The 13800-nt window shown below is 66.8% G+C and carries 16 protein-coding genes; 1 reads left to right on the top strand and 15 read right to left on the bottom strand.

Annotation, left to right across the window (positions count from 1 at the left end):
• Positions 1-5 precede the first annotated feature (5 nt).
• Genes ACK8CP_RS13790 through ACK8CP_RS13800 form a run of 3 tightly spaced genes read right to left on the bottom strand, consistent with a single transcriptional unit; the run spans position 6 to position 3397 of the window.
• A complete protein-coding gene (locus ACK8CP_RS13790) occupies positions 6-668 on the bottom strand; it encodes a hypothetical protein (protein ID WP_414832192.1) in 663 nt (220 codons plus the stop codon).
• A 1-nt stretch (position 669) separates the two neighbouring features.
• On the bottom strand, positions 670-1140 hold the full coding sequence (locus tag ACK8CP_RS13795) for a DNA circularization N-terminal domain-containing protein (RefSeq protein WP_414832193.1): 471 nt from the start codon (positions 1138-1140) through the stop codon (positions 670-672).
• Positions 1141-1150: 10 nt separating this feature from the next.
• The gene (locus tag ACK8CP_RS13800; protein ID WP_414832194.1) at positions 1151-3397 is read right to left on the bottom strand and encodes a phage tail tape measure protein; all 2247 of its coding nucleotides are present in this window, start codon (positions 3395-3397) and stop codon (positions 1151-1153) included.
• 36 nt (positions 3398-3433) lie between these two features.
• On the opposite strand from ACK8CP_RS13800, the gene ACK8CP_RS13805 reads away from it, so the two are divergent.
• On the top strand, positions 3434-3643 hold the full coding sequence (locus tag ACK8CP_RS13805; RefSeq protein WP_128292007.1) for a hypothetical protein: 210 nt from the start codon (positions 3434-3436) through the stop codon (positions 3641-3643).
• Between the two features lie 64 nt (positions 3644-3707).
• On the opposite strand, the gene ACK8CP_RS13810 is transcribed toward ACK8CP_RS13805, so the two are convergent.
• From ACK8CP_RS13810 to ACK8CP_RS13865, 12 genes are all read right to left on the bottom strand, one after another.
• A complete protein-coding gene (locus tag ACK8CP_RS13810) occupies positions 3708-4067 on the bottom strand; it encodes a hypothetical protein (protein WP_414832195.1) in 360 nt (119 codons plus the stop codon).
• Complete coding sequence (locus ACK8CP_RS13815; RefSeq protein WP_414832196.1) at positions 4067-4432, bottom strand: phage tail tube protein; 366 nt, start codon at positions 4430-4432, stop codon at positions 4067-4069. Before ACK8CP_RS13815 ends, ACK8CP_RS13810 begins: the two co-directional genes overlap by 1 nt.
• A 29-nt stretch (positions 4433-4461) precedes the next feature.
• Positions 4462-5985 carry a phage tail sheath subtilisin-like domain-containing protein gene (locus tag ACK8CP_RS13820; protein ID WP_414832197.1) on the bottom strand — a complete coding sequence of 508 codons (1524 nt, stop codon included), beginning with the start codon at positions 5983-5985 and terminating at the stop codon, positions 4462-4464.
• Positions 5986-5988: 3 nt separating this feature from the next.
• The gene (locus ACK8CP_RS13825) at positions 5989-6273 is read right to left on the bottom strand and encodes a hypothetical protein (protein ID WP_414832198.1); all 285 of its coding nucleotides are present in this window, start codon (positions 6271-6273) and stop codon (positions 5989-5991) included.
• Complete coding sequence (locus ACK8CP_RS13830; RefSeq protein ID WP_414832199.1) at positions 6273-7025, bottom strand: hypothetical protein; 753 nt, start codon at positions 7023-7025, stop codon at positions 6273-6275. Before ACK8CP_RS13830 ends, ACK8CP_RS13825 begins: the two co-directional genes overlap by 1 nt.
• A complete protein-coding gene (locus ACK8CP_RS13835) occupies positions 7025-7399 on the bottom strand; it encodes a hypothetical protein (RefSeq protein ID WP_414832200.1) in 375 nt (124 codons plus the stop codon). The genes ACK8CP_RS13830 and ACK8CP_RS13835 overlap by 1 nt, the downstream gene beginning before the upstream one ends.
• The gene (locus ACK8CP_RS13840; RefSeq protein ID WP_414832201.1) at positions 7399-7737 is read right to left on the bottom strand and encodes a DUF2190 family protein; all 339 of its coding nucleotides are present in this window, start codon (positions 7735-7737) and stop codon (positions 7399-7401) included. Before ACK8CP_RS13840 ends, ACK8CP_RS13835 begins: the two co-directional genes overlap by 1 nt.
• A 72-nt stretch (positions 7738-7809) precedes the next feature.
• Entirely contained in the window at positions 7810-9402 is a 1593-nt protein-coding gene (locus ACK8CP_RS13845) for a prohead protease/major capsid protein fusion protein (protein ID WP_414832202.1), read from the bottom strand.
• 75 nt (positions 9403-9477) lie between these two features.
• Positions 9478-10101 (bottom strand): HK97 family phage prohead protease, encoded by a 624-nt coding sequence (locus tag ACK8CP_RS13850; protein ID WP_128291998.1) that lies wholly within the window; start codon positions 10099-10101, stop codon positions 9478-9480.
• Positions 10091-11758 carry a phage portal protein gene (locus tag ACK8CP_RS13855; RefSeq protein ID WP_414832203.1) on the bottom strand — a complete coding sequence of 556 codons (1668 nt, stop codon included), beginning with the start codon at positions 11756-11758 and terminating at the stop codon, positions 10091-10093. Before ACK8CP_RS13855 ends, ACK8CP_RS13850 begins: the two co-directional genes overlap by 11 nt.
• A gap of 1 nt (position 11759) precedes the next feature.
• Positions 11760-11957 carry a phage head-tail joining protein gene (locus ACK8CP_RS13860; protein WP_414832204.1) on the bottom strand — a complete coding sequence of 66 codons (198 nt, stop codon included), beginning with the start codon at positions 11955-11957 and terminating at the stop codon, positions 11760-11762.
• Positions 11954-13768 (bottom strand): terminase gpA endonuclease subunit, encoded by a 1815-nt coding sequence (locus ACK8CP_RS13865; protein ID WP_414832205.1) that lies wholly within the window; start codon positions 13766-13768, stop codon positions 11954-11956. The genes ACK8CP_RS13860 and ACK8CP_RS13865 overlap by 4 nt, the downstream gene beginning before the upstream one ends.
• Positions 13769-13800: the final 32 nt, after the last annotated feature.

Consider the following 13800-nt stretch of genomic DNA (forward strand, 5'->3'; position numbering starts at 1 on the left):
CGTCTTCATTCCGGCGCCACGGCCTCGATCGACACAGGCATGAAGGCTGGCGTCGTCACCCGGTTGCGCTCGACGAGCTCGGCGGCGCGGGCCGGGTCCTGATAGAGACGCCAGGCAAGCACCGTCGACGGCAGCGACACGCCGGTCTCGACGCGCACCAGCGGCGCCCGGTCTGCCGCGATCCGCGACAGGTTGCGCACGCTCTGCCCGACGAGGTCGGAGAGATGCGCAAACGCAGCCTCGCCGAGGAGCGTGCCCGCCGTCTCGATCACCGGCTCGGCGAGCGTGCCGATCGTCGTGCGCGCCGCGGCGGCATCCTGGCGGGCGGCATAATCGCGGCGGAGCGCCACGAGGCAGAGCGTCGACAAGATCGTGGCATCGGCGACGATGCGCACCGGACCAGGCTCGCCCGTATTGTCGAGGTCGGCGACGCAGGCCCGAAAGAGCTCCGCCGGCTCGCCGTAGAGCCCGACATGCCGCGCGAATGCGGTGAGCGCCGCCACGAAATCGGCCGGCGCGGAATCGGCGAGCGCCGCTGCGGCACTCGCCGCTTCGGAGAGCCGCAGAGCCGTATCCTCGCGCGCCGCTGCCATGACGGAGGCGGCACGCAGGGCCTCGACCCGCGCCACGCTGGCGAGGGCGGCGGTGATGATCTCGGCCGTATTCATGTCAGTCGAGCGCCTCCGCCAGGGCCGCGCCGAGGATCTCCGCCCCGGTCACGATGGCCGCGGCGATCGGCGACGGCCCGGTGACCGCCGGGAAGGACACGCCTGCGCCCGCCTCGATGAACTGCACCCGGAATCCGATATAGCCGTTGCGGTCGAGATCGCGCCGCCGTTCGAACTGGATGCAGCGCGCCAGGCGCGCCGGTTCCATCGGCAGCACGAGAAGCGCCGCGCCGGACGCGTTGAGCGCGGCGGCAAGCGCCGTCGCCTCGATGTCGGCGAGGTCGGAGGCGACATAGGCGTCGATCGGCCAGACGGTTTCGCGTTTGCCCATGTCCTCGGTGACCGGCGTCTCTCCATAGGCGATGTTGGTGACGGCGACGCGGCGGCCGCCGGCGACGATGTCGCGCTCGACCCAGAACGGTACGCCGCGAAACGAGGCGCGCCGAAAGGCTTTTGACCAGTCGCGGCTCATTCTTCCCTGCTCATTCTTCGGCCATCCCGGCTTCGGCCGGCATCGACCGTCCGACATCGCCGCGGAGCCCGGACCGCCGCCCGGAGGCGAGCGCCTGATTGACGCGCCGTCCGGTTTGCGCGGCCTCCGCTTCGAGGCGTTTGAGGCTCGCGAGCGCCGGATCGATATTGACGTCGACCGAGGGTTTGACCGTGGCGAGGTCCTCCATCTCTTCGCGGATCGCCTGGATGCGGGCGAGACCGGCGGAGGGATCGATGTCGAAGATCGCCTTCGCCTCTTTCATTTCATCCTGAAGCTCGGCCATGCGCTCATAGGCGCGCATCGTCTCCTCGAGCGAGGCCTCCGGCGGCAGAGCCGGTGCCGACGGCAGGCTCGGGACCTCGATCGCGCTCGACCGTGCCCGCGGCAGCGAGGGCGGCGCGATGCCCGGCGCGGCAGGTGTCGCGCCGCCGGTGGCGCCGAGCGCCGCCATGCTGGCATCCTCCGCCTCGCGGGCCAGGCGCGCCAGGCGCGTATGTTGCGCAATGGCGGCCCGATCGCTGCGGCGCCGCTGGACATTCTCGACGACTGCCCCGCGGCCGGTCTCGGCCCGGTCGATCTCCTGGAGCCGCGCGTCGATCTCCTGCAGGCGCCTGAGGTTGTCTTTACGTTTTTCCTGGATGTCCTTCGGAATCTGGTCGAATTCCTGGTCGAAGAGACGCAGCGCCTCCTCGGCGCTGACATCGTCGGCCGGGTTGATCGCCTGTGCGCCGCGGCCGAGAGCGCGCAATCCGCGCTGCGTCATCGTCGCAAAGCCGGTGGTCGCGCCGGACACGTTGAGCCACAGTTTGACACGCTCCAGATTGAGCATGGCCCGCTCGATGCGCTCCAGGACGGTGGCGAGCGCGGCCCCCGCCTCGGCGGCGGCGTTGAACGTGTCCGTCAGCTCCCACTTGCCGTCACCGCCGCCGGCGATGCGGTCAATCTGGTCGCCGATGTCGGACAGCATGGTCGAAAAGTCTTCGTAGCCGGCGCCCTTGGCAAAGCCGTCGATCGCCTCCGCCATATGCTCGAACGGCGTGCCGTTCTCTTCCATGTACTTGAACAGGTCGAGCATCCGGTCGGCGCCCGCCTTGAGCGCCGGAAACGCCATGTCGCCGGCGCGCCGGCTCAGCTCGTCCAGCTGTTTCCAGACCATGCCCCATTTGACGCGGTTCAGTTCCATGCGTCGTTCGAAGACCCGGTCGATCCCGCCCATATAGGCGGATTCATTCTGCAGCATCCGGAGATTGCGACGGTATTCGTCGAGGTTCGACGAGAGCGTCTGTATCTCCATGAAATAGCCGCGGCCGACGATGCGCGTCAGGGCCTCGGCGCGCTGGAAGCGGTCGAGCTCGGAGAGCGAATCCAGGAATTTGAGCAGCGCTCCCTGGGCATCGTCCTTGACGAGCTTATGAAACTCCTTCGTGTCGCCGACGAGCTTCTGCATCCAAATGATGCCGTCCTTGTTCATGACGTCTGGGGCCAGAAGGCGAGACGTCAGGTTCTGCATGGACGTGGCGGCCGCGGACGTGTCGAGTTTGAGGTTCTTCATGGTCGCGGCGAGTGCGGCGACCTGCCCTTCCGAAAGGCCCCAGTTCTTGATGAGCCCGCTCGACTGGTCGATGAACTGCACGAGATCGCGCTCGTCGGCGATGCCCGCATCCGCCAGATAGTTGATCTGGTCTGTCAGCTTCTCGACCGCGCCCCCGGTAAGGCCGAGCGCCGTCCGCCATCCGGCAAAGACGTTGCCGACCTCCTCTTCGGACATTTCGAAGGCGTCGGCGACCTTGACCGAGAGTTTTGTGAACTCCCGCAGATCTTCGAGCGGCAGACCAGCGGCGGCGCCGCGCTCGTAAGCGGCCGCGATATCCTCGATCGCCGAGGGGAGCTCGTCATTGAGATCGAGGATTTCCTGCTTGATGCGCGCCATTTGCGCGGCGCTTGCGCCCGACTTCTTCTCGATGCCGAAGAGCGCCTCTTCGAGACTGTTTGCACCGCGCACGGCCGCCGTCATCCCGGCAGCGATCGCGGCCGGTCCGGCGACACCGGCGAGAAGGCGCGCCGTGCCGCCGACGAGCATGGCCTGGCCGCGCATGAACGCGCCGTTGCGGCGGTTGAACGCCTCCGCCCGGCGGTCCATCTGCTCCATCTTGCCGCCGACCGAAGCCAGCATGCGTCCGGCTCCAGCGTCCTGGCCCATGAGACGCAGCGTCGCTTGGAGGATGCGGTTCGACATGCCAGGATGATCTTTCGACGAGGGAGGGAGACGTCAGTGGGGACGAAGCATGCTCAACGTTACTGCCCGCAATGCAGCCGGACGGTGCTCGCGCAAAAACAGACGCCGACGCACATCCTGCATTTGTTGCTGTCGATCGTGACCGGCGGGCTGTGGCTGGTCGTCTGGTTCGTGCTCGCCGCCGTCGCCAGTGAGCGCTCTTATCGATGCCCGATCTGCGGCGGCACCACCCGCCAAGCGCCTTAGCGCTTCTTTCGCTTTTCGAGCCCGGATGCGAGCTTCTCGATGCGCTTGTCGAGCGCGTCGAAGGTCAGCTTTTCGACGTCTTGCGGCCGCCAGTGGAGGTCGAGGAAGAGGAAGTCGAGTTGCGCGTCGACGACCTCGCTTCTGTAAAAAAACCGAGCACCGCGTCTTTGACGGCGATCGCGTCTTTGAGGTCGAGAACGTCGAGATACTGCCCGCCGGGCTCGGTGCACAGCTTGTCCATATATTGGCGGACGACGCCGAGATCGGTCGCGAGCATGCGCGTGCCGCGGACGCCGCCGGAGAGAACCCATTCCTGCGGCTCGCCGATCGCAAAATACTCACCGCAGGTCGGCGGGCGCAGCGTCACGGTATCGAAGACCGTGCCGGACGCCTCGTAGCTTCTGGAGAGCTTGATCGTCGCCATCAGATCTTCCGGTAGCTCTGATGCGCGCCGGAGAGGCCGGAGACCTCACCAGTCTTGCGATTGATCGAGGGCTCGCCGACGAAGAAGCCGGAGCCGAAGAGGTGCGACACGCCGGTGTAATCCTCGCGGATCGTCACCTCGAACGCGCCGGCCCGCATCAGCGCGTTCCAGTCGAGGTCGGCCGCGTCTTCGAAAGTGCATTCCCAGCCGTGTGGCATCAGCGTCGCCGACTGGCTCACGGAGCCGTTCTGGTTGGTGATCGCCTCCGCCGAGATGCCGGCGGGCTTGATGGTGACGTCGCCGCGGATGGTGAGCTTCTCCCCGCCCGCGAGGGTGAACAGCATTTCGCCGCCAAATCGCGCCATGTCGGATCTCCTTTAGATGGTCGGCCGGATCAGACAGCCGCGGCCTGCCGGTATTGTTTGAAGAGGCGGGCATTCGCGGCCACGATGTCGAGCGGATCGACCGTGTCGATCGGCGCCAACATGTTGACGCGGTTCGGATTGTCGTTGTCGCGCGACAGGACGAGGCGGCGGGCGAACTCGGCCGCATTGGCCTGCACGCCCTGCCGCTCCAGCTCGTCGGCCGTGTGCACCATCGTGGCGCGGATGTCCTCGATCGTGACCAGCGCGCCGAGACCACCGGGATTGGAATCGGCAATCGCCTTGTTGCCGTGCTCGTAGGACAGGGCCGCGCGATAGGCTTTCAGCATGTAGATGAGCTGCGCCAGGACCTGGATGTCCCGAAAGACGGTGTCGGTCTGTCCGAGCGGATTCTGCCGATAGGTCGTGATCAGCTTGTCGATCGCGACGTCGCCGGACGCGTTCACCGACCAGGTCGAAATGCCCGATTTCAAAAACGTGTTGCGCTGCGTGTAGCCGGGCCAGTAGGCGCGGTTCCGTGGCGCGCGCACGCCCTCCACGACGAGGCCCGTCTGGTTGCGGCTGACATTGCCCGTCGATCCGTCGCCGAGCCACGGCACGACGCGCCCCAGAAGGCCGGCCGCCCAGGCCCAGACCGGAGACGGATTGGAGCCGCCCTCGATCACCGGGATAACCGTCAGATGGCGGTCGTTGAGCGACAGGCCGAGCGTCGTCAGATCGCCGGTGGAATCGACCACGGCCGTGACGATGTGGCCGTAGATCTGCCGGAGATAGGACCACCGCCCGGACACGTCGGACATCAACGTCTCGTAGCGGCCGAGATTGGTTTCATCGGCGAAGGGTGTCGCGATGAAATCGAACGGATCGTCGCCGAGAGCGGCGAGCGCCGTCGTCAGGTCCGGAGAGCCGGTCGCTGTCGTCGTCTGCGTGGTCGTCGTCGCGCCGGCGAAGGCGTTGCCGGTGACGCCGGTCGGCACATGCAAATCGACCGAATTCATCACGAGGCCGGCATGCCGCGCCGTGATGGTCACCACCTCGTCGGTCGAGGCCGCCGTCACGGCAAGAGAAGCGCCCGTCAGCGCGTTGTAATAGCCGTTGACGGCCGCGGCGAGCGCGGTCGCGACCTCGGTCGCCGTATCGCCGGCCGCGATCGAAACGGAAATCACTTCGCCCTGGATCTCGATCACGCCGACGCCGCCCGCGGCGGGCACGCTGTCGATCGAGACCGTCCACGCGGCCGTGGTGCCGGTCGCGGCAACGGCCATGCCCCAGATCTCCTGGGCCGGCGCATTGGCGCGTGCAATGCGGTAGGCATCCGCAAGCACCGACCCGGCGCCGGCAATAGAATCCGCCTCGTACTGCGAATTGAGCGGCACCGGCGTGTTGACCGCCAGCGACGCGCCGGAATTGGCGTGGCCGATGACGAGCATACGGGCATTCGATTCGAACTGCCCGCCGCTGGTGACCTCGAAGAAAAACCCGGGAGCGACCAGTCCGGCTCCCGGGATGTTGTCGAAGACGATACCGTCAGCCATTGATCACTCCTTCCGGCGCCGGGGTTTTGCGCCCTGCGGTTTGTCGGTCGTTTCGGGTTCGGGTTGAGAGCCCGGCGTGGCGCTCTCGGGGCTGTCGGCGCCGGGCTCGCTGGCACCGTCCGCGCTGGGCTCGCTGGCGACCAGGTCGCCGCCTCGCAAGAGCGCGGCATAAAACGGGTCGTCCAGATCGACGCGGCGGCCCTTGTCCGGGAACAGGCGAAAATCGCGGTCCGGCATCGGGATTTTGAGGCCTTGTCGCGCCAGCACCATGTGCTGATGATTTGCCATCAGGGATCTCCTGTGAGGTCGACCCGCCCTTTGAGCGGCGCGTCGTCGAATGTGTCGGGGCGCTCGGCGCCGAAGCCGAAGCGGATCTCGTCGAGCCGCGGCGGCGTCTCCTGCCCCGGCCAGGCCGCGGCGATCTGGTCGCAGACGTCGCGCGCATAGCTGCCGTCCGGCAGCCCGGCCGCAAAGCCGGCGAGCGGCTCCGGCAGCTCGCCCGGCGCGTCGCTCCACTCGTCGTCGTCGATCTCGCAGGCCATCACCATCGTGAGGCGGGCGAGCCGCACGGCGAGCTCCGGCAGCCGGAACGGCACGGTGCGGGTGCGCGAGACAGCCTTGCAGATCCGGCGGAACGGATATCCGGCCTGAGAGACGAGGAGCACGTAGCGGATCTGCGAGGCCAGAAACTCCAGCTGCACCGCCGCCGCCGCATCCGTCGCCGGGTTTCCGACGCCGGGTTCGCCGTCGAAACTGTCGATAACCGCGAGCTCCAGCTCGAAGGTCAGATCGACGGACAGAAACTCATTGTGGGACGCGGAGCCGTCGCCGCGGCGAACGCCCTCGGTCTCTTCGGCATAGACGCCGATCGTCAGCGCGGGCGGCGCGTCGGGCGCCAGCGCGTCGACCGGCACGGAGCGCGTGTCGTAGACGTGGCTCCCGGCGATCGTCGGGAAGCCGCTTCCGGCCGCGATGGCTGCGGTCGGCGCCAGCGCCTCGATCGCGGCGAGGCGCAGAGCCGTCACGCTGAGGGCCGTCATCAGGCGGCCTTTGCCAGGATCAGCGTGACCCAGCCGAGCCCGTCGCGTTTCGGCCAGGTGACCGAATAGCTCCGACCGTCCTTGACGCGGGTGACGCGGTCGCCCTGCCGCGGCTCATAAGGGAGCTGCGACAGCTCCACAGAGACGCCGACCTCGCCGCTCGCATGCGCAAAACGCTGCGTCGATCGCGGGTCGTAGGATTCGGAGCTGTCGAGCATCTCCGGCTTTTCGACCCAGATACCGCGAAACGATTGCTCGACGCGCGTCTCGTCTGGCGTCGGAGGGCCGTTCGGCCGCCGCGTCATCGGCGTGAGCGTGAATGCCTCGCCGAAGGCGACATCAGCGGCGCGAACCAGCGCCCCGAAATCGAGCATTACGAGGTGAACGCGCCGTTGAGCCGCACCATGCCGTCGGCGGACGGATTGGCCGCGGCCTCGGTAGAGGCCCCGATCAGCTTGTTGCCGCTCGCCGCCGAGGTGACCTTCTTGGTCGTGTTGTCCCAATAAATGAGGAGACCGATCGTCCAGGCCTGGGCATTCGTCTTGTCGAGCATGTGGACACCATCCAGCATGATCTCGACGGGATCGCCCTCGTCCGCATCATAGGCGGCGACGCCGAAGATCGAGCCGACGAGGACACCCGCACCGGATTTCGCGCCGCCGGCCGGCGCAGGCACGGTAATGGTGTTACCCGGCTTCACGAAGTCTTTCATGTTCTGTCTCCTGAAATCCGCAGAAAGAAAAAGGGCGGCTCGAAGCCGCCCCTGGGATCATGGCCGCAGGCGTTACTCGCCCGGGTTCTTGTAGAAGCCGCGATAATCCATCGCGCCGGCGCCGAAATCGAGCCGCGCTTTGAACTCGACGCCATCGACGTCGAAGCCCATGCGGGTCTCGGTATAAACGCCCTCCTGGCCGTCCAGATAGGCATATTCCAGCGTGTCGACGCCGGAGCGACCGGGATCGGCCGCGAGATACCACGCCGCGGTGCTCGTCTCGTCGAGGAGCGGTTCGGCGAGGACGTCCAGGGTCGATTTGAACGGGTTCACGTCCGCATCGGCCGTCGGGACGACGATCGGCGAAACGAACTGCATCGCCTTGGTTTCGAGCGCCGCCGGCACGACGAGGAGGTTCGGCTGGATCGGGATCAGGTAGCCCTTCTCGCCGCGCTTGCCGCCCGGCGCCCGCGTCCGCTGCAAGCGCATCGCCGTGCGAGCCGCCCCGACCGTATCGACGGAGAAGATGGCGCCGCTGGAGGCGAGGTTGCCGTGATCGGCGTGGAACAGCGCCTTGCCGTCGCCCATCGTCACGTTGTTCGTGATGAGAGCCCAGACGATCTCGTTTTCGAGCGCAGAGGCCGCGATGCCCCAGGACGAAGGGATGCGATCGAAGGCGGAAAGGTCGTCATCGACGAGCACGCGGCGCGTCACGCCGATGATGCGACCGAACGTGTCGAGAGCGTAGGATTCCTTGCCCTCGCCGATCGTGCCGCGCTCGAACTCCCCATGCTCGCCGACCTTGAGCAGCCGCGGATTGGCGCCGATATCGGCCCGGATGATCGGGCGAAAATCGGTTGCCGTGGCACGGCGGGCGATGCGCTGATAGGTGCGCGGCGCCGTCTCATAGGCGCGCCGGAGGGTGCGGTTGATCTGGTTGCCCAGGATGATCGGGAAATCCGAGGTCGAATGCAGTCCCGAGGAGCGGGCGAGCATGTTGTCGCCCGGAGAGAGCGCGATCTCGGCGATTTCCATACGCGTCAGTCCGCGGGTTCGCCCACCGGCCCGAGACACGCATTCCCGCGCCATGTCGATGAGCGTCATGCCGCGATATTCGCGGGCGCCCTCTTCGAGCTGGGTCGAAGGGTCGAGGCGGTGCTCAAGGGCATTGCCCATGAGCCGGACCATGGTTTCGCGCTCGTCCTGGCCGCCCGGTTCAGTGCGGGCAGGCGGGGTGCGTGGCGCCTCGCGACGCGAACGCTCCGCCAGCCTGCCCTGCAGCGCGGCGCGAACCTCGTTGATGTCCTGGCCTGCGTCGATGAACGGATCGGCGTCGCGCTCCTCGAAACCGAAATCGCGGACGGCGCTGCGAATATCGCTGATCCGGCGGCGCTCGGCGCGTCGGACCTCGTCGGCATTGTCGCCAGACGGTGTCCGCGTGTCCTTGTCGTCGGGCGGGGTCTTTTCGGCCGTCTCGATTGCGCCGCGCGTCTCCGCGATCTGATCGAGCAGTGCCTGGTGTTCGCCCTCGATCCGGCGCGCCGCCTCGTCGTCGGTGTCGTCGTCGATTTCGGCGATCTTGTTCTTGGCGCGCTTTTCGAGATCTTTCAGTTTCGTGCGCAGGGCCGCCACCTTGGCCCCGTGCGTCGAGCTGGAAACCGGCATGGTTTGCTCCTGTGATTTACCGGGGCAGATGACCGTCTCCCTGCGGCCCCGGTGGAGCGCAGGCGGCATTTGAAATCAGGTGAGACCGGCAGACCGCGCCCGCATGCGCATGCGCGTCGCGACGCCCGAAAGGCCGGAGCCGGCGCGGACGATGGCGCAGTCGAAGAGGCGCTCGTCCTCCGCCTTGCGCGTCTGCGCTTTCGCGTCGAACGGGATCGGCACCATGGAGATTTCCATGGGCTCCCAGTCGACGATGCGGTGGAGGTCCGGCCCGTTCGCCTTCTCTTCGATCTCGCGACGGTGGATCTGGTATCCCACCGACACATTGCGGACGATGCCGCCCTTGATGTCTTCCCAGATCGGGGTGACGTCGTCCCGCATCGAGAACCGCAGCGTCGCGATGCCCTTCTTGCCTTCGATCCAGGCCCGCTCGACCACGCCGATCTGCTCGGAGAGGTCGAAGGCGAAATGCGTGTTGAGGACCGGCGCGCCGTTGTTCAGCCGATCGAGCCGAACCGCCTCTTTCGAGACGACGAGCTCTTCTTCGAAGTCGTCGGAAAAGAAACGACGGCGCAGCCCGCGGGCCCCCGTCGTCCAGACGACATCGACGGTGCGGGCTTCCTCGTCGACGCTCTTCGGCTGGACGAGCGCCGCGCGCGTCTCGATCGGCAGCATCTTGTGTTCTGCCTTACGTGTCATCGCCCGGTTCCTTGCTGGTCTGGTGCGCGTCAGCGGCGCGAATGAGATCGATCAGCCGGCCCTCGCCGAGCGCACCGCCGAGGCGTCGGATCAGGGCCATTTCCCCGATCGCGGAGACGGCGCGGTCGAAATCCATGCCGTCCGCCATCAGCTGGCGCAGCATGTCGACCTCGCTGCCGTTCTGACCGCTCTGACTGTTTGCCGGAGCGTTTCCGTTTTGCCCGGCCTCGGCGCCGCGGTTCTTCCATCCGAAGTCGAGACCCATCGCATTGATGCGCGGATTCCAGGTTTCGATCTCGTCGGCCTGGGTCGCTGGATCGTAGCCGCGCTCACCGATGAACTGCGCCCAGGTCGAGCCGCCGAGCCGGAGCTCCAGCTCGGCCGCGAGCCCGTCTTTGAGCGGATCGACCCATGGCCGCCGCGGCATGGCGTAATCGACCTGCGGCACCTCGCGCGGGCCCTGGCCGAGCCGGGCATGGGCTTGATGCACACGGCGCCAGGCGCGGTCGAGCCCCATCGGCACGAGCATGTCCCACTGCCAGTGATCGAGGAGCTGCCAGAACTGAATCTTGCCCTCGCGCTGGTTCGAATAATTGGCATCGGAGATATCGCCTGTGCCGAGGGCGTAAGGCACCCCGACGCCGACGCAGATCGCGCGGTATTGGCCCTTCAAGTAATTGTCGAGCCCGGCGGTCGCGTTGGGTGTGCCGAACGTCACATCTTCGCCGATGCCAAGCCGATGGATTAACCCAGGCGACATCCGCTCAATATGACGACCGGTTCCGGCCTCCGCCTCGACCTGGCCGATTGCGTTGCTGGCGTCCGGATCGCGTCGCACGAACGCCGTAAAGCAGCTCTGAATCTTGAGGCGGATCAGCTCCGCCTCTTCGGCTTCGGCCGCGTCGCGCATGCGCAGCGCCACCGGCGCCAGCCATGGGATGCCGCGCACCTGGCCGGGCCGCAGCACGTCGAAAACATGATCGACGCGGTCGGCCGTGACCCGCCGACTTTGCCATGGCGTTCCGGTCGGAATGACCGGCTCGCCCGGATGACGGTCGAAAAGCCAGTACGCCACGCGCCGTCCGCTGGCGTCGAATTCGACACCCTGGATGATCGATCCGCCGTTGGCGAGCGCCTCGTTCTTACCCGTGTCGAGGTGGTCCGGCTCCAGAACATGCACTTCGATCGGCGCGTCGATGTCGTCGGTGTCGTGCCAGACGAACAAGACCTCGCCGCTCTCGACGATCGTGCGCGCGGCGAGATGCAGGAGCGCATTCCAGTTGAGCCCATGCACCGGATCAGCGGTGCTGACGAAGCGGGTCCAATTGCGCCGGACCTGAGCCGAGACGCGTTTGCCGAGTCCGACCGGCTGGCAGGTGATCTGCGTCCCGACCATATGCGCGGCGAGAGCCCGCACGATCTGCGCAGCGTGCGCGTTGTTACGGACGAGCTCGCGTGAGCGGGCGCGGACACGATCGAGGCCGAGTGCCGTCTCGGCATTGGCCGAGGCATTGGTCGCGCGCCAGGAATCGGTGCGACGACCGACCTTTGCCGCGTCGAAGGCGCGTTGCGCCTCCTGGAGCTGCGTGCGGTAATACATGCGCTTCAGGGCTGCCCCGGGAGAGACGGCGGCGAGCGCCTTGTCGAAGAGGCTCACGCTAGTCGGGCCAGTAGCTGGCGTAAGTGGTGCGGGGCGCCGCGGCTTTGCCGTCACGCTCCGACTCAAGGTCTTTGAGGATGCTGCGCATCTCGGCGAGCGAGCGGTATTGCACCTCGCGATCAGAATAGCGCACGCGCGAGGTGCCGCTCGCCAGCGCCTCCTTGAGCGCCGCGATTTTTTCCTCGATGGTCGTCACCAGTAATCCTTCAACCTGTCGCCGAAATAATCGTCGGAGCCCTCGCTGCGCTGGGGCTCGGCTGGCGCGGGCGCTCTCATGCTCGCAACCGCGGCGTCCGTCAGGCGGTGCACGCCGAGCATGTAACCGGCAGCCGCGTTCATCGCCTCGCAATCGAGGTAGTGGTTTTCGGCCGAGCGCCGGACCCAACTCGCCTGGCCGCTCGGCTTTTTGAGCCGCGCTTCGGACACGATCTGCCGGCAGTAATCGTCGGTCGTCTCGGCATGGAGATGCCAGGCGCCGGGCTGGTCCTGCGGCCAGCGCACGCGCTCGTGCACCCACGATTTCCAATGGTCCGGGTCGAGCCGGATCAGCGCCAGGCCGTATTTCGAGACCTTGCCGCCTTTGGTCACCTCAGGCTGCGAGACGATCAACGGCTTAATCTGCGCATGCGACGAGCCCTTCGTCGGGTAGCAGATGCGCCGGAACTGCGCGCAGAACTCGTAGACCCGATTGACCGGGATCTGCCACGGCTTGCCGGGGCGAAACCCGGAATCGACGAAGGCGCGCCGCACAGGCAGCCCGCCGAACGTCGTCTGTAAGAGCGCGCCGGCCTCCGCCCAGACCGGCAGGGCCATGGTCGTTCCGGCGAGCTCGCCGTCGTCGCCAATCTCGCCCCAGAGCTCACCGTGGTCGATCAGCCAGGATTCCGCCTTGGCGCCCCAGCCGCGCACGACATAGACGAGCCGGTTTTGTTGGACGTCGATCGTCACGACGACATAAGCGACGCCCTGCGGCACCTCCAGCTGCCGGTAGGCCGCGCGAAGGGCCGAAACCTCTTTCCACTCCGGCACGTCTCCGCCGCCCGGCGCAAAGAGCTCGCCGAAGCCGGCATTGACCGCCGTCTGGACCTCGTCCGGATCGCCCGTCAGCGTGGCGGACAAGAAGTCTTCCGCTCGCTTGCCCCAGCTAACGAAGGGAGAGGCGAGGCCGCTCGTCCAGGCCGAAAGCGTCGACGTGTCCGGGGGATCGCCGACGACGATTCCGCGCTCGTCGAAGCGCTGGCCCGGCGCGACGAAATCGCCGCGGGCGTTCATGTTTTCCTTCTCGTGATCCTCGATGACGCATCCGTTCACCGGGCATTCGAGATAAGCTGTCCGCCTGGCCTCCGCCGGCGTCGCGCCCTTCGGCCATTTCAGGTGGCGAAAGCGCGGGATGAAAAACTCACCGCAATGCGGGCAGGGCCACGCCCAATGATGCCGGGTGCCCTCCTGCCACATTCGCCAGATCGCGCTTTCCAGATCCTCCGGCGGCGCCGGCTTCCAGAATTGCAGCCCGCTCTCTTCGTCGGTTTCGACATCGACGGCGCCGATCGACGGCGTCGACGAAGCCGAGAGCACGAATTCCGCGTAGGTGAAGCCGCGCGCCTCCAGGAGGCGGATCGGGTTGCCCTGGCCCTTGACGTTGCCGAGGAGCTCGTCGACCTCGTCGGCAATCCCGAGCGCGGCCGGATCCGACTTGAGCGCCGTGGACGAGCCGCCATGTGCAAGGCGGATCGGCACGCCGCCGACGATCTTCTTCGTCTTCCGAAGCTTCTTGCCGCGTGCCAGCTTGGCAGCGAGCGTCTTGCTCTCGTCGAGCAGGGCCTGGAGCCTCGGCTCGAACTGCGTTTCGTTGAACTCTTTCGACGGGCCGAGATAGATGATCGGCACCGGGGCGTTGTCGAGGCGCTCGCCGATGACGTCGAGCTTGCCGTCGGTCTTGCCCATCTGGGCGCCCATGACCTCGACGATGCGGGTGTAACGGCCCTCCGCGATTGCCCGGTTGGGCATCAACACATAAGGCGTGATCGAGGCATCGCGCG

Source organism: Afifella sp. YEN Y35 (assembly GCF_047553465.1).
Taxonomy (GTDB): domain Bacteria; phylum Pseudomonadota; class Alphaproteobacteria; order Rhizobiales; family Afifellaceae; genus Afifella; species Afifella aestuarii.

Bases quoted from the DNA above. Each gene is read 5' to 3' on its own strand.
- ACK8CP_RS13790 (WP_414832192.1), bottom strand. From the start codon at position 668: ATGAATACGGCCGAGATCATCACCGCCGCCCTCGCCAGCGTGGCGCGG.
- ACK8CP_RS13795 (WP_414832193.1), bottom strand. From the start codon at position 1,140: ATGAGCCGCGACTGGTCAAAAGCCTTTCGGCGCGCCTCGTTTCGCGGC.
- ACK8CP_RS13800 (WP_414832194.1), bottom strand. From the start codon at position 3,397: ATGTCGAACCGCATCCTCCAAGCGACGCTGCGTCTCATGGGCCAGGAC.
- ACK8CP_RS13810 (WP_414832195.1), bottom strand. From the start codon at position 4,067: ATGGCGACGATCAAGCTCTCCAGAAGCTACGAGGCGTCCGGCACGGTC.
- ACK8CP_RS13815 (WP_414832196.1), bottom strand. From the start codon at position 4,432: ATGGCGCGATTTGGCGGCGAAATGCTGTTCACCCTCGCGGGCGGGGAG.
- ACK8CP_RS13820 (WP_414832197.1), bottom strand. From the start codon at position 5,985: ATGGCTGACGGTATCGTCTTCGACAACATCCCGGGAGCCGGACTGGTC.
- ACK8CP_RS13825 (WP_414832198.1), bottom strand. From the start codon at position 6,273: ATGGCAAATCATCAGCACATGGTGCTGGCGCGACAAGGCCTCAAAATC.
- ACK8CP_RS13830 (WP_414832199.1), bottom strand. From the start codon at position 7,025: ATGACGGCCCTCAGCGTGACGGCTCTGCGCCTCGCCGCGATCGAGGCG.
- ACK8CP_RS13835 (WP_414832200.1), bottom strand. From the start codon at position 7,399: ATGCTCGATTTCGGGGCGCTGGTTCGCGCCGCTGATGTCGCCTTCGGC.
- ACK8CP_RS13840 (WP_414832201.1), bottom strand. From the start codon at position 7,737: ATGAAAGACTTCGTGAAGCCGGGTAACACCATTACCGTGCCTGCGCCG.
- ACK8CP_RS13845 (WP_414832202.1), bottom strand. From the start codon at position 9,402: ATGCCGGTTTCCAGCTCGACGCACGGGGCCAAGGTGGCGGCCCTGCGC.
- ACK8CP_RS13850 (WP_128291998.1), bottom strand. From the start codon at position 10,101: ATGACACGTAAGGCAGAACACAAGATGCTGCCGATCGAGACGCGCGCG.
- ACK8CP_RS13865 (WP_414832205.1), bottom strand. From the start codon at position 13,768: ATGCCCAACCGGGCAATCGCGGAGGGCCGTTACACCCGCATCGTCGAG.